General features: G+C 66.6%; 23 protein-coding genes and 1 tRNA gene. 23 read left to right on the top strand and 1 reads right to left on the bottom strand.

Annotated features, from left to right (window positions below; all coding sequences use genetic code 11):
• The first annotated feature begins 171 nt into the window (after nt 1-171).
• The 11 genes from rpsA to Q7O19_RS09275 all read left to right on the top strand — a co-directional run bounded on the left by rpsA (nt 172) and on the right by Q7O19_RS09275 (nt 9,063).
• On the top strand, nt 172-1,902 hold the full coding sequence (gene rpsA, locus Q7O19_RS09325) for a 30S ribosomal protein S1 (RefSeq protein ID WP_303810131.1): 1,731 nt from the start codon (nt 172-174) through the stop codon (nt 1,900-1,902).
• A gap of 219 nt (nt 1,903-2,121) precedes the next feature.
• A complete protein-coding gene (locus Q7O19_RS09320; protein WP_303810129.1) occupies nt 2,122-2,400 on the top strand; it encodes an integration host factor subunit beta in 279 nt (92 codons plus the stop codon).
• 37 nt (nt 2,401-2,437) lie between these two features.
• Nucleotides 2,438-2,524 (top strand) — tRNA-Leu (locus Q7O19_RS09315).
• Nucleotides 2,524-3,339 carry an arginase family protein gene (locus tag Q7O19_RS09310; protein WP_303810128.1) on the top strand — a complete coding sequence of 272 codons (816 nt, stop codon included), beginning with the start codon at nt 2,524-2,526 and terminating at the stop codon, nt 3,337-3,339. Before Q7O19_RS09315 ends, Q7O19_RS09310 begins: the two co-directional genes overlap by 1 nt.
• A 215-nt stretch (nt 3,340-3,554) precedes the next feature.
• Nucleotides 3,555-4,232, top strand: a complete 678-nt coding sequence (locus Q7O19_RS09305) for a Tim44/TimA family putative adaptor protein (RefSeq protein ID WP_303810127.1) — start codon at nt 3,555-3,557, stop codon at nt 4,230-4,232.
• 10 nt (nt 4,233-4,242) lie between these two features.
• Nucleotides 4,243-5,439, top strand: coding sequence for a murein transglycosylase A (locus Q7O19_RS09300; protein ID WP_303810125.1), 1,197 nt, complete (start codon nt 4,243-4,245; stop codon nt 5,437-5,439).
• The gene (locus tag Q7O19_RS09295) at nt 5,439-5,972 is read left to right on the top strand and encodes a Smr/MutS family protein (protein WP_303810124.1); all 534 of its coding nucleotides are present in this window, start codon (nt 5,439-5,441) and stop codon (nt 5,970-5,972) included. Before Q7O19_RS09300 ends, Q7O19_RS09295 begins: the two co-directional genes overlap by 1 nt.
• 86 nt (nt 5,973-6,058) lie before the next feature.
• Nucleotides 6,059-6,835, top strand: coding sequence for an enoyl-CoA hydratase (locus Q7O19_RS09290; RefSeq protein WP_303810122.1), 777 nt, complete (start codon nt 6,059-6,061; stop codon nt 6,833-6,835).
• Nucleotides 6,832-8,139: a cytochrome P450 gene (locus tag Q7O19_RS09285; protein WP_303810120.1), complete on the top strand. Its 1,308-nt coding sequence runs from the start codon at nt 6,832-6,834 to the stop codon at nt 8,137-8,139. Before Q7O19_RS09290 ends, Q7O19_RS09285 begins: the two co-directional genes overlap by 4 nt.
• Nucleotides 8,136-8,573, top strand: a complete 438-nt coding sequence (locus tag Q7O19_RS09280; protein ID WP_303810118.1) for a thioesterase family protein — start codon at nt 8,136-8,138, stop codon at nt 8,571-8,573. Before Q7O19_RS09285 ends, Q7O19_RS09280 begins: the two co-directional genes overlap by 4 nt.
• A gap of 31 nt (nt 8,574-8,604) precedes the next feature.
• Nucleotides 8,605-9,063, top strand: a complete 459-nt coding sequence (locus Q7O19_RS09275) for a peptidylprolyl isomerase (protein WP_303810116.1) — start codon at nt 8,605-8,607, stop codon at nt 9,061-9,063.
• Nucleotides 9,064-9,131: 68 nt separating this feature from the next.
• Here the strand turns inward: Q7O19_RS09275 and Q7O19_RS09270 are convergent, their stop codons facing one another.
• Nucleotides 9,132-10,592 (bottom strand): DEAD/DEAH box helicase, encoded by a 1,461-nt coding sequence (locus Q7O19_RS09270; protein WP_303810115.1) that lies wholly within the window; start codon nt 10,590-10,592, stop codon nt 9,132-9,134.
• A gap of 248 nt (nt 10,593-10,840) precedes the next feature.
• On the opposite strand from Q7O19_RS09270, the gene Q7O19_RS09265 reads away from it, so the two are divergent.
• From Q7O19_RS09265 to gspM, 12 genes are all read left to right on the top strand, one after another.
• A complete protein-coding gene (locus Q7O19_RS09265; RefSeq protein ID WP_303810114.1) occupies nt 10,841-12,076 on the top strand; it encodes a P1 family peptidase in 1,236 nt (411 codons plus the stop codon).
• 172 nt (nt 12,077-12,248) lie between these two features.
• Nucleotides 12,249-12,674, top strand: coding sequence for a type II secretion system protein N (locus Q7O19_RS09260; RefSeq protein ID WP_303810112.1), 426 nt, complete (start codon nt 12,249-12,251; stop codon nt 12,672-12,674).
• Nucleotides 12,671-14,758 (top strand): type II secretion system secretin GspD, encoded by a 2,088-nt coding sequence (gspD, locus tag Q7O19_RS09255; RefSeq protein WP_303810110.1) that lies wholly within the window; start codon nt 12,671-12,673, stop codon nt 14,756-14,758. The genes Q7O19_RS09260 and gspD overlap by 4 nt, the downstream gene beginning before the upstream one ends.
• A complete protein-coding gene (locus Q7O19_RS09250; protein ID WP_303810109.1) occupies nt 14,755-16,209 on the top strand; it encodes a GspE/PulE family protein in 1,455 nt (484 codons plus the stop codon). Before gspD ends, Q7O19_RS09250 begins: the two co-directional genes overlap by 4 nt.
• Nucleotides 16,202-17,407, top strand: a complete 1,206-nt coding sequence (locus Q7O19_RS09245; RefSeq protein ID WP_303810107.1) for a type II secretion system F family protein — start codon at nt 16,202-16,204, stop codon at nt 17,405-17,407. Before Q7O19_RS09250 ends, Q7O19_RS09245 begins: the two co-directional genes overlap by 8 nt.
• On the top strand, nt 17,404-17,835 hold the full coding sequence (gspG, locus tag Q7O19_RS09240) for a type II secretion system major pseudopilin GspG (protein ID WP_303810106.1): 432 nt from the start codon (nt 17,404-17,406) through the stop codon (nt 17,833-17,835). The genes Q7O19_RS09245 and gspG overlap by 4 nt, the downstream gene beginning before the upstream one ends.
• Nucleotides 17,810-18,178 carry a prepilin-type N-terminal cleavage/methylation domain-containing protein gene (locus Q7O19_RS09235; protein ID WP_303810104.1) on the top strand — a complete coding sequence of 123 codons (369 nt, stop codon included), beginning with the start codon at nt 17,810-17,812 and terminating at the stop codon, nt 18,176-18,178. The genes gspG and Q7O19_RS09235 overlap by 26 nt, the downstream gene beginning before the upstream one ends.
• Nucleotides 18,168-18,521 carry a type II secretion system minor pseudopilin GspI gene (gene gspI, locus Q7O19_RS09230; RefSeq protein WP_303810102.1) on the top strand — a complete coding sequence of 118 codons (354 nt, stop codon included), beginning with the start codon at nt 18,168-18,170 and terminating at the stop codon, nt 18,519-18,521. Before Q7O19_RS09235 ends, gspI begins: the two co-directional genes overlap by 11 nt.
• Complete coding sequence (gene gspJ / locus Q7O19_RS09225; protein WP_303810100.1) at nt 18,518-19,096, top strand: type II secretion system minor pseudopilin GspJ; 579 nt, start codon at nt 18,518-18,520, stop codon at nt 19,094-19,096. Before gspI ends, gspJ begins: the two co-directional genes overlap by 4 nt.
• Entirely contained in the window at nt 19,093-20,034 is a 942-nt protein-coding gene (gspK, locus tag Q7O19_RS09220) for a type II secretion system minor pseudopilin GspK (RefSeq protein ID WP_303810098.1), read from the top strand. Before gspJ ends, gspK begins: the two co-directional genes overlap by 4 nt.
• Nucleotides 20,031-21,044: a type II secretion system protein GspL gene (gspL, locus tag Q7O19_RS09215; protein WP_303810096.1), complete on the top strand. Its 1,014-nt coding sequence runs from the start codon at nt 20,031-20,033 to the stop codon at nt 21,042-21,044. Before gspK ends, gspL begins: the two co-directional genes overlap by 4 nt.
• On the top strand, nt 21,041-21,181 hold a 141-nt coding region (gene gspM / locus Q7O19_RS13505; protein WP_369692460.1), incomplete at its 3' end, for a type II secretion system protein GspM. The genes gspL and gspM, both read left to right, overlap by 4 nt.

The following is a 21,181-nucleotide window of genomic DNA, read 5'->3' as shown; positions in this document are numbered from 1 at the left end:
CCTGTGCGAGCGCTTGGCTTTTTTCCGGTTCTCTTGAGCGGCTGGCATGGTGCCACCGCGACGGCGATGAACGGCGGGCGATGGTGCCTTGTCGAGGGGTTTCGCGGGTATAGGCGGCTCTTGCCGTCCATCCTTGCCCGCGCCGACCCAAATGAAGGTTAATGATACTCTATGGCTACTTCTGCCCAGCCGACCCGTGATGATTTTGCGGCTCTGCTTGATGCCTCGCTCGGTGAGAACCAGAGCTTTGAAGGCCGTGTTGTTCGCGGTGTTGTCACCGCGCTTGAAAATGAATTTGTCGTCATCGATGTCGGCCTGAAGAGCGAGGGCCGCGTGCCCCTGCGCGAATTCGCCGGCCTGGATGGCAAGACCGACCTGAAGGTTGGTGATGAAATTGAAGTGTTCGTTGACCGCGTGGAAAACGCGCAGGGCGAAGCCATGCTGTCCCGCGATCGCGCCCGCCGCGAAGCCAGCTGGGATGCGCTGGAAACCAAGTTCGCTGCTGGCGAGCGCGTCGAAGGCGTGATCTTCGGCCGCGTCAAGGGCGGCTTCACCGTCGATCTCGGCGGCGCCGTGGCCTTCCTGCCCGGCTCGCAAGTTGATATCCGCCCGGTGCGGGATGTCACCCCACTGATGAACCTGCCGCAGCCCTTCCAGGTGCTGAAGATGGACCGCAAGCGCGGCAACATCGTGGTGTCGCGTCGTTCGATCCTCGAAGAATCGCGCGCAGAAGCCCGCACCGGCCTGATCAGCAACCTGGCGGAAGGCCAGATCGTTGACGGCACCGTGAAGAACATCACCGACTATGGTGCGTTCGTGGATTTGGGCGGCATCGACGGCCTGCTGCACGTGACCGACATGAGCTACAAGCGCGTTAACCACCCGTCCGAAGTGCTGAACATCGGCGACGTGCTGCGCGTGCAGATCGTGCGCATCAACCGCGACACCCAGCGCATCAGCTTGGGCATGAAGCAGCTGGAAGCCGATCCGTGGACCACCGCTGCTGCCAAGTATGCCGTGGACACCAAGCACAAGGGCCGCGTGACCAACATCACCGAGTATGGCGCCTTCGTGGAACTGGAAGCCGGCATCGAAGGCCTGGTGCACGTTTCGGAAATGTCGTGGGTCAAGAAGAACGTCCACCCGGGCAAGATCGTTTCGACCAGCCAGGAAGTGGAAGTCATCGTTCTCGAAGTCGACGAGGAAAAGCGCCGCATCAGCCTTGGCCTCAAGCAGGCCCAGCGCAATCCGTGGGAAGTGTTCGCTGAAACCAACCCGGTCGGCACGATCGTGGAAGGCGAAGTCAAGAACGCCACGGAATTCGGCCTGTTCATCGGTCTCGACGGCGACGTCGACGGCATGGTGCACATGAGCGACATCGCCTGGGGCATGACCGGCGAAGGCGCCCTGTCGCGCCACCACAAGGGCGAGCGCGTCTCGGCCCGCGTGCTGGAAGTGGACATCGAGAAGGAACGCATCAGCCTGGGCATCAAGCAGCTTGATGAACAGGGCGGCACTGGCGCAGCCACTGGCACCCGCAACACCAGCGGCGGCGACTGGAAGAAGAACGACATCGTGACGGTGACCGTGGTTGCCGCCCGCGATGGCGGTCTGGACGTCAAGATCGGCGAAGATGGCCCGGATTGCTACATCAAGCGCAACGATCTGAGCCGCGACCGCGAAGACCAGAAGGCCGAGCGTTTCCAGCCCGGCCAGAAGGTTGATGCCATGGTGGTTGGCTTTGAAAAGGGCCGCAAGCCGATGCTGTCCATCAAGGCGCTGCAGATCACCGAAGAAAAGGAAGCTGTGGCCCAATACGGCACGTCCGACTCGGGCGCGACGCTGGGCAACATCCTGGGCGCGGCCTTCAACAAGGCCCGTGAGGAGTCCGAAAAGAACTGATCGCGCCTTTTCCAAAAGGCCATGAAATGCGCCCCGGCAGACCATCTGCCGGGGCGTTTTTCATTGGTGCGGCGCCTCCACGCGGCCTGAGTCCGGAGATTGTGGCACGATGGTTGCGTTTTTTTGACATGCGCGCCTTGACCATCCCTGCCAATGCAATAGAATCGCTTTGTTTTTGGGGGGTATGCGCCGGGGTGGCGCTAAACGAGGTAGGCCAAGATGATCAGGTCTGAACTGGTTGCCATCGTCGCCGAACAGAATCCGTATCTGACCATCAAGGATGTCGAGCGCATCGTCGCCGTCATCTTTGACGAGATCACTGATGCCTTGGCCCAGGGCCGACGCGTTGAACTGCGTGGCTTCGGCGCCTTTTCCACCCGCGCCCGCGATCCGCGCACCGGCCGCAATCCGCGCACTGGCGCTGCCGTGAAGGTGGATGCGAAGAAGGTGCCCTATTTCAAGCCGGGCAAGGAATTACGCGAACGCCTCAACGGCTGATCGTCGGCCCCGCCAGGCCGGACGACCGGTCTGACAAGCGGGCGTGGCGGAACCGGTAGACGCAGCGGACTTAAAATCCGCTTTCCCAACGGAAGTGCGGGTTCGAGTCCCGCCGCCCGCACCATGATCGAAACAGACATGCTACCCACCATCAGCCTGATCGGCATCCCCACCGACCAGCACAGCAGCTTCCTGCGCGGACCAGCCGGGGCCCCGGCTGCGATCCGGGCCGCGCTGGCCAATGAGCACGGCAACAGCGCTACCGAACGCGGGACTGAGATCGGGCTGGATTTTGCACTGACGGATCGCGGCGACGTCGCGATCGCTGAAGATGCCGGCGATGATGAGCGTATCTGCGCCGCCATCGCCGCCTGCCCCGGGCCGGTGATCGCGCTGGGCGGCGATCACGCCATCAGTTTCCCGGTGGTCGAAACCCTGGCCCGGCGCCACGGCGCCTTCGATGTTTTGCACTTCGATGCCCACCCTGATCTCTATGACGAACTCGATGGCAACCGCCGCTCCCACGCCTCACCGTTTGCGCGCATTATGGAAGGCGTCCACGCCCACAGACTGGTGCAGGTGGGCATCCGCACGCTCAATCGCCATTGCCGCGAACAGGCGGCGCGGTTCGGCGTGGAGATCATCGAAGCCCGGCATTTCCGCGACGATTGGCGACCGCGATTCGACCGGCCGCTTTATGTCTCCATCGATATCGACGCGCTCGATCCAGCATTTGCGCCGGGCGTATCGCACCATGAACCGGGAGGTCTCACCGTGCGCCAGATCGTCAACATCCTCCTCGAGCTCGACACCCCGATCATCGGCGGCGACGTGGTGGAACTGAACCCGGCGCGGGACATCAATGGCATGACCGCGGTGGTCGCGGCCAAGCTGGTGAAGGAACTGGCCGCCGCCATGGCCGCCAATGCTGCGGCCTGACAGGCTGGCGTTAATGCCGCATTCCCTTGCAATCAGCACCATAAAAGCCGATTATGAGATGAAGTTAGGTTAATACTGGCGTGATTCCCGCATTGTGCCGGTGGCATGATCGATCTCACGTCAATTTTTGACCAGTTGGCCATCCGGTTCGATGGCGGTTTTCATTCAGGCCACCGGAGCCGTTGGTTTTTTGGCGCGGTGGTTGGGGATAATAAATGTCTGAAGGCAGTGGTTGGGTCGAGATTGTGCTGCTGGCGTTGCTGGCCGCTTTCATCGGCCTGCGCCTCGTCTCCGTGCTCGGCAAGCGCACCGGGCAGGAGCGGCCAATCGGTGACGCGTTCCGGCCCAGCGCCGAAGTAACCGCGCCGCCGCGCCGTGAAGCGACAAACCCGGTGCGGGGCCAGCTGCTGCTGCCGCCCGGCACCGATCGTGGCCTGTTGCCCGCTCTGGAAGCCGTGGCCGATGCCGATCCCGGCTTCGCTCCCGATCGTTTCCTGGCCGGCGCGCGCAGCGCCTACGGCTTGATCCTCGAAGCCTTCTGGACCGGCGATCTTTCGAGCCTGACCGGCCTGGTGTCGGACGAAGTGCATCACAATCTGTCGAACGCCATCGAAGCGCGCGGCGGTGGCAGCCTGCCCAACCGGCTGACCGGGCTGGGCGCCGTTGCTCTGCGCGATGCCACGGTGGTTGGCCAGATGGTTGAAGTGACGGTGGGTTTTGTCGCCCGCATCGCCACCAGCGACGGTGAGATTGAAACCCGTGATCTGTGGACCTTCAGCCGTCTTGCCGGCAACACCGATCCGGCCTGGGTGCTAATCGCAACCGACAATGAAGACGACAGCGATCAGATGCCGCCCGATAATCTGGGCGACGCTTCCGACAACAACGCCTGACCATCGTTCCGTGCGCCGGTGGATTGCGCTGGCCAGCCTGTTGCTGCTGGCTGCCTGTGCCGGCAAGCAGGAGCGGCCGGTTACCCCTGTAGCGCCGCCGTCGTCACCTGCGGCCGTCGCACCCCCGGCTGAGCCAGCCAAGCCGCCTCTCGTCCCCCGCGCTGCGGATGCAGCTGTTGCGCTGGTCGATCTGCCGGCCCTGCCCGAGGCTGCTGCCGCACTGGCCGCCTTCCGCAAATCCTGCGCCGGCCTCACCCGCCGTGAAGACCTGTCGGGCCTGACCCGACCCGAAGACTGGCAGCCCGCCTGCACGACTGCCGCCAGTGTGGCACCGGGCGAGGAGGACAGCTTTTTCCGCAGCCAGTTCCGCGCCATCACCGTGGCCGGCGGCGCAGGCTTTGCGACCGGCTATTACGAACCGGAAATCGCCGCCAGCTTGAACCCCCATCCGGGATATGACGTGCCGCTCTACCGCCGCCCGGCCGATCTGATCGACGTGCCGCTGGGTGATTTTGCCGCCAGCTTGAAGGGCCGCACCGTACGTGGCCGGGTGCAAGGCGCGCGCCTGGTGCCCTATGCGACGCGCGAACAGATTGCGGCAGGCGCACTGGTGGGCCGGCAGCTGGAACTGGCGTGGGCCGCTGACCCCTATGAAGCCTTCTTCATTGAAATTCAGGGCAGTGGCCGGCTGCGCCTGCCCGATGGGCTCATCATCCGCATCGGCTATGATGGCCAGAACGGCCGCGATTATGTCGCCATTGGCCGCCTGCTGACCGAACAGGGCAAGCTGGAACGCGGCAAGGCCGGCATGAAGGAAATCATCGCCTGGCTGCGCGCCAATCCCGCCGAGGCGCCGGCTGTGCTGAATGCCAATCCGTCGAAGATCTTCTTCCGGGAACTGAAGGGCGACGGCCCGATTGGTGCAATGGGCGCGGCGGTGACACCGTTCGTCAGCGTCGCCGCCGATCCAGCCTTCATTCCGCTCGGCGCGCCATTGCTGGCGGAAACCACGCTCACCGGCCCGGCCAAACCGTTCGCGCGGCTGATGGTGGCGCAGGATATCGGCGGGGCCATCAAGGGCGCCAACCGCATCGATCTGTTCCTTGGCCCCGGCGCCGAAGCCGCCGCCATTGCCGGCGCGCAATCGTCGCCGGCCCGACTGATCCTGCTGATTCCGGCCACCGCCGCCGCCCGGCTCAAGCCCTGATGCGCCGCCTGTCTGCCCATGAACGGGCCTTGTGGGCGCGAGTGGCGGCCAGCGTGAAGCCCCTGCCCGGCAAGCGCGCGCCGGAGGTGCCAGCAGTGGCGGTGCCAGCAACCCCCGCTCCCACCCCGGCCAAGGCCGCGCCCAAGCCGGCTCCAGCGCGGCCCGCCGCCAAGGCGCCGCCGCCGCCGACAAAGCCCAAGCCCCATCCGCTCGGCGCGCCACTGGATGGCACCTGGGACCGGCAGATCAGCCGCGGCCGCCTGTCCCCTGACCGGGTGATCGATTTGCACGGCCACACGGTGGTTGATGCCCATGCCGCGCTGTCGTCCACCATCCTCGCCAATGATGGCACCCGCGTCATTCTCGTGGTCACCGGCAAGGGCCGCCCGGACCGGCCGGCGCGCATCCGCGCCGAACTGATGCACTGGCTGGAACGGCCCGATCTGCGCGCACACGTTGCCAGTTTGCGCGCCGCCCACCCGCGCCACGGCGGTGGCGGGGCGTTCTACGTCATTCTGCGGCGCGCGAAGTGATTCTGGCCAAGTAATCCCCCCTATCGCCAATTGCAGGCGGCCCCGGCAGCGCAATGGACTAATGTGCGCGGCAGGGAGGGTACTGCATGTCCGAAGATGTCGTTTTGGTCAGCCGTGATGGGCCGGTTGCCATCGTCACACTGAACCGGCCGCAGGCGATGAACGCGCTGAGCGCCACACTGCGCCGCGATCTGTCCAAGGTGTTCCGCGAACTGGAAGCAGACGACGATGTGCGCGCCATCGTGCTCACCGGCGCCGGCACCCGCGCGTTCACCGCCGGGCTCGACCTGAAAGAACTCGGCCAGCAGGGCCTGGGCGCCGCCAACGCGGAATGCCCTGACGACAATCCGGTAAAGGCCATCGAACAGACCGGCAAGCCGGTGATCGGCGCCATCAACGGCGTCGCCATCACCGGCGGCTTTGAGGTGGCGCTGGCCTGCGACGTGCTGATCGGCAGCGAGAATGCCCGTTTTGCCGATACGCATGCGCGGGTGGGCATCATGCCGGGCTGGGGATTGAGCCAGAAACTTTCGCGCCTGATAGGGCCGTATCGCGCCCGCGAACTATCGCTGTCCGGCAATTTCCTCGATGCCGCCACCGCCGAGCGTTGGGGCCTGCTGAACCGTGTGGTGCCGGCTGATGAGTTGGTCGCCGCCGCCACGCAACTCGCGCACGATATGACCACCATCGCGCCCGGTTTTGCGCGTGGTTACAAGAAGCTGATCAACGACGGCTATGGACTGCCGTTCGGGCAGGCGATGGCGCTGGAAGCGGAACGCTCCACCGCTGCCAATGCCAAAGTCTCCGCCGCCCAGGTCGAAGCCGCGCGCGGTGCTGTGCAAGCGAGAGGACGCATCCAATGACCGCCATGCCCTTTCCCGGTTTCAACAGCGACACCATCGACGACATGCTGGTCAACCCGGCGACCTTTGCAGATGAAAGCATCCACGATGCCTATACCACCCTGCGCCGGGACGATCCGGTGCACTGGACCCTGCCCACGGGCTTCCGCCCGTTCTGGTCGATCACCCGCCATGCCGACATCGTCGCCATTTCCAAGGCCAATGATCGCTTCATCAACCGGGAACGCACCTATATCTCGCCGATCGAGGCCGAAGAGTGGGTGAAGAACACCACCGGTGACACGCACCTGTTCCGCACACTGGTCGATCTGGATGACCCGCTGCACATGAAGCTGCGCCGCATCACCCACACATGGTTCATGCCGCAAAACCTGAAAAAGCTGGAACCGCGGATCGCCGCCATCGCCAAGGCGCATGTCGATCACATGGCCAGCCTTGGCGGCGCCTGCGACTTCGTCAACGAAGTGGCGCTCTGGTATCCGCTGCGGGTGATCATGATGATCCTGGGCCTGCCGGAAGCCGACGAAGGCCGCATGCTGCAGATGACGCAGGAAATCTTTGGCCCGCAGGATCCCGACGTGGTGGCGCGTAGCCGCATTCTCACGCAGGGGCTCGGTGGCCCGGAAGCCACCGGCAATCCGCAGGTGGATATCTTCGCGCTGGTGCAGCAATTCTTCGCTTATTTCGGCGAGGTGATGCAGGATCGCCGTGCCAATCCGCGCGATGATTTGGCCACCGTGATCGCACAAGGCACGGTGGACGGCGAACCGATCGGCATGCTGGAAGCCATCAGCTATTACGCCATCACCGTTACCGCCGGGCATGACACCACCAGCAGCACGGCATCGGGCGGGCTGTTGGCATTGGCGCAGAATCCGGAGCAATTGGCCAAACTGAAAGCCGATCCGTCGCTGATCCCGCAGGCGGTCGAGGAGATGTTGCGCTGGGCGACGCCGGTGAAGCATTTCATGCGCACCTGCACCGAAGATACTGTGGTGGGCGGCAAGACGATCAAGGCCGGCGACGGTGTGGCGCTGTTCTACTGGTCGGGCAACCGTGACGAGGCGGTGTTCGAGGACCCGTTCAGCTTCCGGGTGGACCGCGCCAACAACCCGCAGACCGCCTTTGGCAACGGCGTCCACCAGTGCCTGGGCCTGCACCTGGCGCGCATGGAAATCCGGGCCCTGTTCGCCGAACTCCTGCCGCGGCTGGACGAGATCGAACTGGCCGGCGAGCCGAAACTGTCGGTCGCCAACTTCGTCTCCGGCCTGAAGGCCATGCCGATCCGGTATCGCATGCGATGAAGGATGATGCCCGGCGGCGCGATCCCGCTGCCTATCCGGCCAGCCAGACGCTGGAAACGCGCTTTGGCGACATGGACGTGAACGGCCACCTCAACAACGTGGCCTTTGCCCGCCTGTTCGAAGAAACGCGCGTGCGCTTCAATCGAGCGGGTCCGGCGGCACCTGCCGTGGGCGGGCGCCGCTCCAGCTTTGTCGTGGCGCACGTGGCCATCGATTATCTGGCGGAAGGCAATTATCCGGCGCCGGTCACCGTTGGCTATGCGATTGCGCGGATCGGCAGCAGCAGCTTCACGGTCGCCATGGCGGCCTTTCAGGAAGGCCAGTGCATCGCGCTCTGCGACAGTGTGCTGGTGCACCGCGATCCCGAATCCGGCCCGGCACCGATTCCGCCGGCCTTGCGGGAACGACTTGAGGCGCTGCGGCTGAAGGGCTAGAGGCTGCGCTTCCCACAACCGGAGACCCACAATGGCTGACGCGCCGACCACCCTTACCCTCTCGCTCGACAGCGGCGGCGATGTCGTCATCAAGCTGCGTTCCGATGTGGCCCCCGGCCATGTTGAGCGCATCACCACGCTGGCGCGCCAGGGCTTTTACGACGGCGTCAAGTTCCATCGCGTTATTCCCGGCTTCATGGCGCAGAGCGGCTGCCCCAAGGGCACCGGCACCGGCGGCAGCGATATGCCCGATCTGAAGGCCGAATTCAACGACATGCCGCACGTGCGCGGCGTCTGCTCAATGGCGCGCACCAGCGCGCCGAACAGCGCCAACAGCCAGTTCTTCATCTGCTTTGACGATGCCCGCTTCCTCGATCGCCAATACACGGTGTGGGGCGAAGTGACGTCGGGCATGGAATTCGCCGACGCGCTGCCCAAAGGCGAGCCGCCGCGCACGCCGGGCAGCATCGTCAAGGCCACCGTGGCCTGATCCACAGCGCCTGAAACGAAAAAACCCCCGCCAGGTCGCCCTGGCGGGGGTTTTTTCATGTCAGACGATCAACGACCGGCCGGCGAGCGGCGCTGGCCACTGTTGCGCTGGCCACCAAAGCCGCCACCCGGGCGACCCTGCGGACGGGCAGCATTGGCCGGGCGGCCAGGGCCACCTTCACGGCGCGCGCCATCACGGGCGGCATCGCGGCCACCATCGCGGCCGCCGCCGCCTTCACGGCCACCATCCCTGCGTTGCCCACGACCATCGGCATGCACCACGGCGCGCGGATCGCGGCCACGGCCACCCGGGCTGCGGTTGAAATCACGCTCTTCGCGCGGCGGATCGGCGGCCGATGGGCTGGACTTGATCAGCTTGGCCGTCAGCCCCACCAGATCGCGGAAATTGGCCGGCAGCGCCTGCTGGTCGAGCTGCATGCGGATGGTGCGCTCAATATCCTTCAGGAACGGGCGTTCATCCGGCGCGCACAGGGCAATCGCCCGGCCTTCGCGGCCGGCACGCGCGGTGCGACCGATGCGGTGCACATATTGTTCCGGCACGTTGGGCAGTTCATAGTTGAAGATGTGGCTCACCGCCGGGATGTCGAGGCCGCGGGCCGCGATATCGGTCGCCACCAGCACCTTCACTTCGCCGGTGCGGAAACCCGTGAGCGCGCGGGTGCGCTGGGCCTGGCTGCGGTTGCCGTGGATGGCTTCGGCCGCAATCTTGTGCGCCGAAAGCTGGCGCACAACGCGATCGGCGCCATGTTTGGTACGGGTGAAAACGATGGCGCTGCCCACGTCGGGCTCGACCAGCAAATGCGCCAGCAGTGCCAGCTTTTCCGGCTGGGAGACATGGATCACCGTCTGCACCACGCGCTCGGCGGTGGTGGCGGCCGGCTTCACGGCAACCTTAATGGGGTTCTTCAGATAACGCTGGGCCATGTCTTCGATGGTCGGCGGCAATGTGGCGGAGAACAGCATCGACTGGCGCTGCTTCGGCAGCAGGCCGGTGATGCGCTTCAGATCATGGACGAAGCCCAGATCAAGCATTTGATCGCATTCATCGAGCACTAGCATTTCGACATGACCAAGGTCGCACGCGCCCTTCATCACCAGATCGAGCAGTCGGCCCGGGGTGGCCACCAGTACATCAACGCCCGGGAACAGCGCGCGCTCCTGGCGGCCGATCGGCACGCCGCCGAAAACGCAAGCCACCGACAGCTTCAGATAGCGGCCATAGGCGGTGAAGCTGGCGGCAATCTGGGCGGCCAGTTCGCGGGTCGGGGCCAGCACCAGCACGCGGGTGGACAGTTTCAGGCGATGCTTGGGGTTGGCGGCGAGCCGGTTGAGGATCGGCAGCGCGAAGGCCGCTGTCTTGCCGGTGCCGGTCTGGGCGAGGCCCAACACGTCGTTGCCAGCCAGCGCCGGCGGAATGGCCGCCTGCTGGATCGGGGTGGGGGTATCATAGCCCTTTTCGGCAATGGCGCGCGACAAGGGTTCCGCAAGAGCGAGATCAGAGAAATTCATGAGGTTGTTGTTCCAACAATATCAGTCGATCGGAAGGCACCATGCCAACCGGGAGGGCCAAAAGGCCCGGGGTTGCCTGGCAACCCGCGTGATAAGGGAAGCAAGTTAGGGGGGTGGGGCCTTGGAGCCAAATGCTCCGATCACGCGCCCATCGATTTGTGATCGGGTTTTGAACGATCCCGGCCACAAAGTCAAATTTGCGCCGGCCCGTGCGGCAGGTTACCCTTGCTGGCAATGGGAGAATTGCCATGAAACATCTGATCCTGACGGCGCTTTTTCTGGCCAGCAGCGCCACCGCGAGCCCACGCGCCCGCGATCTGGGCGTGCCCTTCGACGGCACACCGGGCCCCCTGAATGCCATCACCGATGTTGCCGGCGTCGAAGTCGGTTTCAAGACGCTGATATCGGGGGAAGGTACGCGGGTGCGGGGCAAAGGCCCGGTGCGCACCGGGGTGACGGCGGTTTTTCCGCGCGGCAAGACTGACCAACGCGGCGTGTTCGCCGGTTTCTTTGCCGGCAACGGCAATGGCGACATGACCGGCACCCACTGGGTGGAAGAAGGCGGCGTGCTGGAAACACCGATCCTGATCACCGGCACCGGCAGCGTGGGCGTGGTGCGCGATGCGGCCTTCAAATGGCTGGCCGATCACCACAAGGGCGCCTTCTGGTATCCGCTGGTCGCCGAAACCGCGGATGCCACCCTGCACGACATGGCCGGCCAGCATGTGACCGTGCAGGATACGCTGGACGCGTTGGACAGCGCCAAACAAGGCCCGGTGGCCGAAGGCAATGTGGGCGGTGGCACCGGCATGATGTGCAACGGCTTCAAGGGCGGCACCGGCACGGCATCGCGCAAGCTGACGGCTGTGGAGGGCGGCTATACTGTCGGCGTGCTGGTGCAATGCAATTATGGCTCCGCGATGGGACTGCGCGTTGCCGGCATCAACGTGGCGCGCGAGATGAACCTGCAGGAACCGTGCGTAACGAAACTGCTGCCCACCCCGCAGCAGCGCCGCGGCAAGACCGCGCCTGTGTGCGACCCGAAGAAACTGGCCCTGGCCGATGACCGCGACGAAGAACATCGCGGCTCGATCATAATCGTCATCGCCACCGACGCCCCGCTCACTGCCGAACAGTTGAAACGGCTGGCGCGGCGCGGCACGGCGGGCCTGGGTCGGCTGGGATCGATCCTGGCCGACGGTTCGGGCGATATCTTCATCGCCTTTTCCACCGCCAATGCCGGCGTTGACGATGGCAACTGGCACGAAGCCGCCGACAAGCCAGCCACCATCGCCCGCCTACCCAATGCCGCCATCAACCCGCTGTTCACCGCCACCATCGAAGGGGTAGAAGAAGCCGTGATCAACGCCATGATCGCCGCGAAAACGATGACCGGCGCAGATTATTGGACGGTATCGGCGCTGCCACACGACCAGTTGCAGGCTGTCCTGCGCCGCCACAACCTGCTGCTGCCGCCGAAATGAGCCCAGCGGCTGTCACGCAGTTGTAACCCAACCGTCACACGCAGCCGATAGGAGCTGGCACACAAGGCGAATTCGGCTAGGCTGTGAGCGCCTGCGGAAAATCGCGTTTTGAGGGGTGCAGCCGCTGATCCGGACCGAGGACAAACCGCTGTGGCCGGCCCGTTTGCTGAGCATGGCCGAACTGGCTGGCTGGGTGCTGGCCGGCTTGGCAGCGGCGCGACTGGTCTGGTTGGCAATCACGCCGGCGGGGCCGCTGGGCACGCCGCCCGTGGCGCTGCCGACGGGCCCGGTTGTGGTGGCGGTGGACCCGTTCTTCCCGGCCGGTCCGGCCGCGGCAGATACGGTCTCCAGCCTCGATCTGGTGTTGCTCGGCACCCGCGTTGATGCCGCATCGGGCCGGGGATCGGCGATCCTGGCCACGCCCGACGGCCAACAGAAGAGCGTGGGCGTGGGCGAAGAGATCATGCCCGGCGTGCGGCTGGCGGCGGTGGAATTTGAGTCCGTGACGCTGGATCGCGGCGGCGCCCTCGAGCAACTCTATATCGATCAATCGGGCAGCGCCGCTAATGCGGCACCGCCCCGGCAGGACAAGAAATGACCCGCAAGCTCTCCCCTGCCCTCCTGGCAATCCTGCTGGTCGCCGCCCCGGTGCTGGCGCAGCAGACGGTCAATCTGCGCGATGCCGATGTGCGCGCCTTCATCCAGGATGTGTCGCGCGCGACGGGGCGCACCTTCATCATCGATCCGCGCGTGCAGGGGAAAGTTTCGGTCGTTTCCGAACGGCCGCTCGATCAGGCCGGCTATTTCGAACTGTTCCTGTCCACGCTGCGCGCCAATGGCCTCGTCGTCACCCCAGCCGCCGGGGGGGCGTTCCGCGTTGCCCCGGCCGATGGTGCCGCCACCCAGCCGTCGGGCGGCCAGGGCCGCGACCGGTTCCAGACGACCGTGATCAACCTCAGCTTCATCGACGCTGCCTCCGCCGTCGAGACTCTGCGTCCGCTTGTCTCCCGCGAAGGCCAGGTGACGGCCAATCGCGCCGGCAATGCGGTGATCGTTGCCGATTATGCCGACAATGTTGCCCGCGTGCGCCAGCTTGCGCGCCAGATCGATCAGGATCGGGCGGCAGTGCGCGTGGTCGCCCTGAAACACGCCGGCGCGCGCGAGATTGCCACCAGTCTCGCCCAGATTGCGCAAGGCAGCGCCGAAGGCCGCGGCTGGCAGGTGGCGCCGGTGGATGCCAGCAACAGCCTAGTGCTGCGCGGCGATCCCGCCACTTTGGCCAAGCTCGCCCGCACCGTCGCCGATCTCGATCAGGCGGCGGCGGCCGGCAGCGATGTGCGGGTGTTTTTCCTGAACCATGCCGATGCCGAAAAATTGGTGCCGGTGCTGCAGCAATTGGTCGGCCAGCCGGTCAGCCCCGCCAGCCAGTCCGCCCCGCAGGCGATCCCGGCGCAAAGCGCCTTCGGCAACGCCAATGCCGCCGCGCAGGGCCAACAGCCCGCCGCCTCTGCCCCATTGCCCGCGCAACCAACGGGCGGCTCGCTCGGCACCAGCGGATTTGTGCCCGGCGCCAGCATCGGCCGCGGCCAGGCGGTGATCGCGCGGTATGAAGGCGCCAACGCCATCGTTATCGCTGCGCCCGCCGATGTGCAGCGCCGGCTGGGCGAGGTGATCCGCCAGCTGGATGTGCGCCGCGAACAGGTGCTGGTGGAGGCCATCATCGTGGAAATCAGCGACGTCGCCGCCCAGCGGCTGGGGGTGCAGTTCCTGCTATCCGGCACCGGCGGCAGCAATATCCCCTTCTCCGTCACCAACTACAGCAACGCCGCGCCCAACCTGCTGGCGGTGGCTGGTGCCATTGCGGCGGAAAAGCGCTATGGTCAGGACAATTCCACCACGGTTGCCTTGCGCAATGCCGCGGTGAACAGCCTGCTCAATGCCAATGGCGGCCAGTTCGGCTTTGGCGGCAATCTGGGCAGCAATGCGGTGTTCGGCTTCGTCGTCAATGCGGTGAAGGCCGATACCGCATCCAATGTGCTGTCAACGCCTTCGGTGATGACGCTGGACAACGCCCAGGCCCGCATCCTTGTCGGCCAGAACGTGCCGCTCGCCACCGGCCAGGCGCTTTCGAACAATTTCGACAACGCCTTCCGCACTGTGCAGCGTCAGGACATCGGCATCGCCCTGGACGTGCGACCGCAGATCAACGCCGGCGGCACCATCAAGCTGACCTTGCGGCAGGAGGTGAGCAGCATCGCCACCTCCATCGTGACCCAGAATATTCCTGACATCATCCTCAACAAGCGCGAGATCAACACGACGGTGACGGTGGACGACGGCCAGATCATCGCGCTGGGCGGCCTGATCGACGAGAATGAGCGCCGCGCCATCGAGAAGGTGCCGCTGCTTGGCGACATCCCAATCCTGGGCAATCTGTTCCGCTCCCGATCGCGCGACCGCACCAAGACCAATCTGATGGTGTTTATCCGCCCGACCATCATCAGAAACGCCGAAGACGCCGCCCAGATCACCGGTGGCCGTTACCAATATGTGCGTGCCGAACAGGCCCGCCGCGAGGCCACGGCTGATCCCAGCATCGATGCGCTTGTCCGTGATTATCTGAAAGCACCCATCCCGGGCGCCCCCGCTGCTGCTGCTCCGCCTGCCCCGCCCAAACCATGAGCCAGCCCGCCCTCTCTTATGCCTTTGCCAAGGCGCAAGGGGTGATCGTCACCGCACTGGGTGACGTGGCGGAGGTGGCGCGCCGCAAGGGCAGCCAGCCCCAAGCGCTGGCCGAAGTACGTCGCATTGCCGGCCGCCCGCTGGCGCTGCGCGAGGTGGACGATGCCGCCTTTGATCGCCTGCTGCAGGATCATTATGCCCGATCGTCCTATGCCGGCGAGGCCGATGAACTGGCCGGCTTCGGCGATGATCTGCCATCCGCCGAAGACCTGCTGGCCAGCGACGACGAAGCCCCCGCCATCCGCCTGATCAACGGGCTGATTGCCGAGGCCGCCCGGCTGAAAGCGTCTGACATTCATATCGAGCCGTTCGAAAGCGCGCTGGTGGTGCGGATGCGCGCCGATGGGGAACTCAGGGAAATGCACCGCCTGCCCCCCGGTGTGGCGCCGGTGCTGGTCAGCCGCATAAAGGTGATGGCGCGATTGGACATTGCCGAGCGCCGGCTGCCGCAGGATGGCCGCATGGATCTGGCACTGGGCGGCAAGCGGCTGGACGTGCGCGTCTCCACCCTGCCGGCGCGCGGCGGTGAGCGCGTGGTGCTGCGCCTGCTTGACAAGGAAAATGCCGGCATCGATCTGGCCGCGCTCGGCATGCCCGAAGGCGCCGAACGGTCTTTCCGCGCTGGCCTGGCCGAAGCAAACGGCCTGGTGCTGGTGACCGGCCCCACGGGCAGCGGCAAGACGACGACACTTTATGCCGGGCTGAAACTGCTCAACGATGGCAGCCGCAACATCCTGACAGTGGAAGACCCGGTTGAATATGCCGTGGATGGCCTCGGCCAGACCCAGGTGAACCCCAAGGTCGGCCTCAGCTTTGCCGCCGGCCTGCGCGCCATCCTGCGGCAGGATCCAGACGTGGTGATGGTCGGCGAAATCCGCGATGCCGAAACCGCCAGCATCGCCGTGCAGGCGGCATTGACGGGCCACCTCGTACTGTCGTCGCTCCACACCAACGATGCCGCCAGCGCCATCACCCGCCTGCGCGATTTCGGCGTGGAACCGTTCCTGCTCGCCGCCACCCTGCGCGCCGTGGTGGCGCAACGGCTGGTGCGCCGGCTATGCCCCAGCTGCCGCACGGCGCACGCCAGCGATGCCGGCACGGCGGCGGCGCTGGGCATCGCGGCGGGAACGCCGGTGTGGGCCTCACCGGGCTGCGATTCCTGCAACCATACCGGCTGGCTGGGCCGCGTTGGCCTGTATGACATCATCCGCATGACCGACGCATTGGCGGCCCGCATCAACGAAGGCGCCACCGCCGCCGATCTGGCCGCCGCCGCAGGCAGCCCCGGTTTGCCCGCCATTGCCGCACAGGCGGTGATCGATGGCCTCACCTCGCCGGCCGAGGCGCTGCGGGTGATGGGCACCGCCGAGCCAGAGCCGGCCGATGGCTGACTTTCGCTACGAAGCGCTCGATATCGAAGGCAAACCGCGCGCCGGCCGCATCAGCGCGCCGAGCAGCGAAGCAGCGCGCGCCGACCTGCTCGACAAGCGGCTGTTTGCAACCAAGCTGGAAGCCGCCACCACCAGCGAGCCCACGTTGGCCACCGGCAGTGCCCGGCTGAAACCCAATGCGCTCGGCCTGTTCACCCGCCAGCTGGCAACGCTGGCCAGTGTGACGCCATTGGAAGAAGCGCTGCGCACCATCGTCAAGCAGACGGAGGGCGACAAGGCCCGTGCCGTGCTGACCACTGTGCATGGCGCGGTGATCGAAGGCCGCCGGCTTTCGGATGCAATGGCCCTGGAAAGCGCCAGCTTCCCGCCGCTCTACCGCGCCATGGTGGCCGCCGGCGAAGGTGCCGGCACACTGCCGGAAGTGCTGGAACGGCTTGCGGCCCTGCTCGATCGCCAGGCCGAAATGAAGGGTCGCGTGCAGGCGGCGCTGGCGTATCCGGCGGCGCTCGCAGCCGTGGCCACGCTGGCGGTGGCGGCACTGATGATCTTCGTGGTGCCGCGCATCGCCGAACAGTTCGCCGATATTGGCCAGACATTGCCCCTGCTCACCCGCATCGTCATGGCGCTCTCCCACGCGCTCGCCGCCGGCTGGTGGGTGATCCTGTTGCTCGGTGCCGGCGGCGGTGTGCTGGCCGCCCGGGCGCTGAACGATGAGGCGCTGCGCCGCCGTTTCGATGCCTGGCTGCTCAGCCTGCCATTGCTCGGCCGCCTGCTGCGCGATTGGCAGGCGGCGCGGCTGGCGCGCACGCTGGCGATGATGGTCGCCAGCCGGCTGCCGTTGGTCGACGGCCTGAAACTCACCCTGCCCACCATCGGCAACCGCGAGATCCGGATGCGCGTCGCGCAGATGGCCGATGACATCAGCGAAGGCGCCAGCCTCACCGCCGCCATGCGCCGCGCCGCCATCCTGCCGCCGCTGCTGGTCGCCATGGCGGCGGGCGGCGAAAGTGCCGGTCGGTTGGATGTGATGCTGGAAAAAGGCGCGGAAGCGCTGGAACGCGAGTATGATGCGCTCACCCGCTCGGCGCTCGCCCTGCTGGAACCGGCGATCATCTTGTTCATGGGCGGCGCCGTGGCGGTGATCGTGCTCTCCATCCTGCTGCCCATATTGCAACTCGAAAGCCTGGCCACACCATGAAGCGCAATCGCAACGAAGAGGGCTTCACCCTGATCGAGATGATGGTGGTGATCGTCATCATCGGCATCCTCACCACGGTGGTGGTGCTGAACGTGCTGCCCGATGTGGACAAGGCCGCCATCACCCGCACCCGCGCCGATATTGCCACGCTGGAAACCGCGCTGACCAGCTACAAGGCCGACACGATGGTGTTTCCGAATACGAGCCAAGGCCTTGCCGCGCTGAAGGCCGCGCCCACCGACATGGCGCAACCAGAACGCTATCGCCCCGGCGGCTATGTGCAGCGGCTGCCCAATGATCCCTGGGGCAAGCCTTACCAATATGCCAGTCCCGGCGCGCACGGCCCGTTCGACGTGTGGTCGATGGGCCCCGATGGCCAAAGTGGTCCAGGAGGGGAGGCCGATGACATCGGCAACTGGAACCTCTGAAGCCGGCTTCACACTGGTCGAACTGGTGGTGGTGATGGCCATCATCGGCATCACCAGCGCGGCGCTCGTCCTCACCCTGCCCGGCCCTGACGACCGGGTGCGCAGTGCTGCCGTCAAACTGGCGGCGCAGGCGGCGGCCACGCGCGACATGGCGATCCTGACCGGGCAGAGCACGGCGTTCGCGCCGCCCGCGCCGGACGGTCTGACCCTTACCACCGAGCCAGCCGGCCCGATCAGCTTCGACGCCACCGGCCTCGCCACCCCGGCGCGGATCGTCATCGCCAGCGGCGACGCAGCGGCAAGCGTGACCATCTATGCGGCAGGCGACGTTCATGCGCAGTGATGCCGGCTTCAGTCTCATCGAGGTGATGGTGGCACTCGCCATATTCGGACTCGCCGCCGTGGCCCTCATCCGCCTGCAGGGCGTCAGCCTCGCCAGCGCCGCCACTTTGTCAGACCGGCAATATGCCGCCATCGTCGCCCGCAATCAGGCGCTTGAAGCAATGCTGTCCGCCGCCCCGCCCAGCGCCGATCAGGGCCGCGAGCGCGCCGGCATCCGGGATTGGGCATGGCGGCGCCAGATCAGCCCCGGCCCCGATCCCGGCACGCAGTTGATCAGTGTCGAGGTCGTTGGCGACGGTGGCCAGGTGATTGCCGCTGACAAGTTGCTGTGGAGCGGGCGGTGAAACAGGCCGGCTTCACCCTCATCGAACTGCTCGTCGGCCTGTTCCTGTTCGGTCTGATGGCGGCGGCCGGAACGGCGTTGCTGGCCGGCAGCGTGCAGGCCAGCAGCCAGGCGCAGGCGCTGGTGGGCGCGAGTGGTGATCTGGCCCGGCTGCGGGCGCTGCTCACCGCCGATGCCGGCCAGGCCGCGCCGCGCCCGTGGCGGGATCGTGAGGGTCGCCCGCACGCGGCCTTTGCCGTGAATGATGGCGCACTGTTCACGCTGGTACGGCGCGGCTGGGCCAATCCCAGCCAGGCTCCGCGCGCCTCGCTGCAGCGGGTGGAATGGGTGATCGAAGGCGACACGCTGGTGCGCCGCTCTGCAGCAATGGTTGATGGCCCGGCTGCCACCCAAGCCAGCGTGCTGGCCAGGGGCGTCACGGCGGCGCGGTTGCGGGTGCTGACGGCGAAAGGTTGGCAGGATGGCTGGAGCGGCGAGGCCGGCGCCCTGCCCCGCGCCATCGAACTCACCCTGGATGGCCCGCAGCTTGGCCATGTCCGCCAGATCGTGCCGCTGGCCCCCGGGGGCGCAGCATGACCCGGCCCATCCCTCCCCATGAACAGGGCGCAGCACTGATCAACGTGCTGGTTCTGGTGGGCGTGATGGCGGCGCTGTCCACCAGCCTCTTCGATCGGCTGCGACTGGCCCGCCATCTCGATACCACTCGCGCCGGGCTGGAAGTGGCGCGCGGTGCGGCGCTGGCCGGCGAGACGATGATCCTGGCGCGTTTGCCGCTGCCGCAATTGCCGGCGCGTCCGTTCGCGCTGCCCACGTCCGTCCCCACCACGGTGATGCTCAGCCCCGGCGGCAATTGCTTCAACCTCAACAGCGTCGCCATGGGGCCTGTTGGCCGCACCCTCACCCGCCCGCTCGGCGTCGAGCAACTGGCGCGGCTGCTCACCCTGCTTGATGTGCCGCAAGCGGAAAGCCTGCGCATCGCGGCGGCCACGGCCGACTGGGTGGATGTCGATCAGCAACCAGGTTCCGGCGGCGCCGAAGATCCGGCCTATGCCCGCGCAGCCACACCCTATCGCACCGCTGGCACCCTGCTCGCTGAAGTGAGCGAATGGCGTGCGGTGGCCGGGGTAACGCCTGCCATCTTCGCCCGCGCCGCCCCGCATCTGTGTGCGCTGCCGGAAGCCGAACTGTCCCGACCCAACATCAACAGCCTGGTGCCCGCCGATGCGCCAGTGCTGGCCGCCATCACGGGCGTACCGCTGGCAACTGCGCGCGACGCGATCGCGGCCCGCCCGGCCGGCGGCTGGCGCGATACGGCGAGCTTCTGGGCGCAGCCGCTGCTCGCCGGCCGCCAGGTGGCTGCCGATGCGCTGCGCCAGCCTGATACGCGCGATCGCTTCGTGGCCTATCGCATGATGACCAACATCGATGGCGTGGCGCTGGCCCAAACCGGCTTGATCGATGCCGGCACCCGCCCGGCGAAACTGCTGCTGCGCCGCTGGGGAGACGAGGCATGATGCCAAAATCAGTGCTGGTCACACTCGTCCCCCGCGTGCGCTGGCAGCGCAGCGACGGCACGGGCGGCGCCGGCTGGCCGGCCCCCGATGGATCGCCGCTGGTGCTGGCTGTGCCCGGCGAAGCGGTCGCGCTGCACTGGCTCGATCTGCCGGATCTGGCGCCCGCTCAGGCCGCTGCAGCCGCGCGGATGGCGTTGGCTGATCGCCTGGCCGAGGCTGATCCCCATATCACCGTCGCACCGGGCAGCGGCCTGCGCCCTGTTGCCGTGGTTGCACGCGAACAAATGGCCGGCTGGCTGGCCGAAGCTGCGCGCGCTGGCTGGAAACCCGCCGCGATCATTCCCGATCCGCTGTTGCTGCCGGCGCCGGCCAGCGGCTGGGCGGTGGCGCAGGACGGACCGCGCGTGCTGGCCCGCAGCGCCAGCGCCGCCTTTGCCGCCGAGCCGGAACTGGCCGCCGCCATCATCGGCACCGATGCCACGACCCCGGCCCAGCCGGCCCTGCCCGATCCGCTGCCGCTTGATCTGCTGTCGGGCGAGTATGCGCAGGTGGCGCGCTGGCAGCCGGATCGCACGCAATTGAAGCGCCTTGCCCTGCTGGCCGCCGCCGTCGCCGGGCTGTGGCTGGCTGGTGATGTGGCCGCTCTGCTCCGCGCCAGCAGCGCCGCCAGCGCTGCCGATGCAGAACTGATGACGCTGGCACCGAGCACAACCGATGGACCCAGCGCGTTCGCGGCCCTTCAGGCGCAGGCGCAGCAACGCGGTGCGGCGGGCGGGCTCGCGGCGCTGGCCGGGCCAGTGGTGCAGGCGCTCAGCGCTCGGCCAGGCGCTGGGCTGGCCGGCCTCAGCTATACGCCCGCCGGCGGACTTGTTGCGGGCGTGGCCGGCGGCGCCGGTGAAGCTCAGGCGCTGGCAGATGCGTTGGGTATCGCCGGTCTTGCCGCTTCACCCGGCACCACCCGCGCCACCGCCGACGGCAGTATCAGCGAAGTGACGGTGCGCGCGAAATGATGGCGATGCTTTCTCCGTGGTGGGCGCAGCGCACGGGCCGCGAGCGTTGGCTGATCGGCGTGATGCTGGCGTTGCTGGCCGCACTGCTGTTCTGGCTGGTGCTGGTGCGCCCGCTGGCTGCCGCGCACGCTACGGCG

It is taken from the genome of Sandarakinorhabdus limnophila DSM 17366 (genome assembly GCF_945882885.1).
Taxonomy (GTDB): Bacteria; Pseudomonadota; Alphaproteobacteria; order Sphingomonadales; family Sphingomonadaceae; genus Sandarakinorhabdus; species Sandarakinorhabdus limnophila_A.
This window is presented reverse-complemented; position numbering and strand designations above follow the sequence as displayed.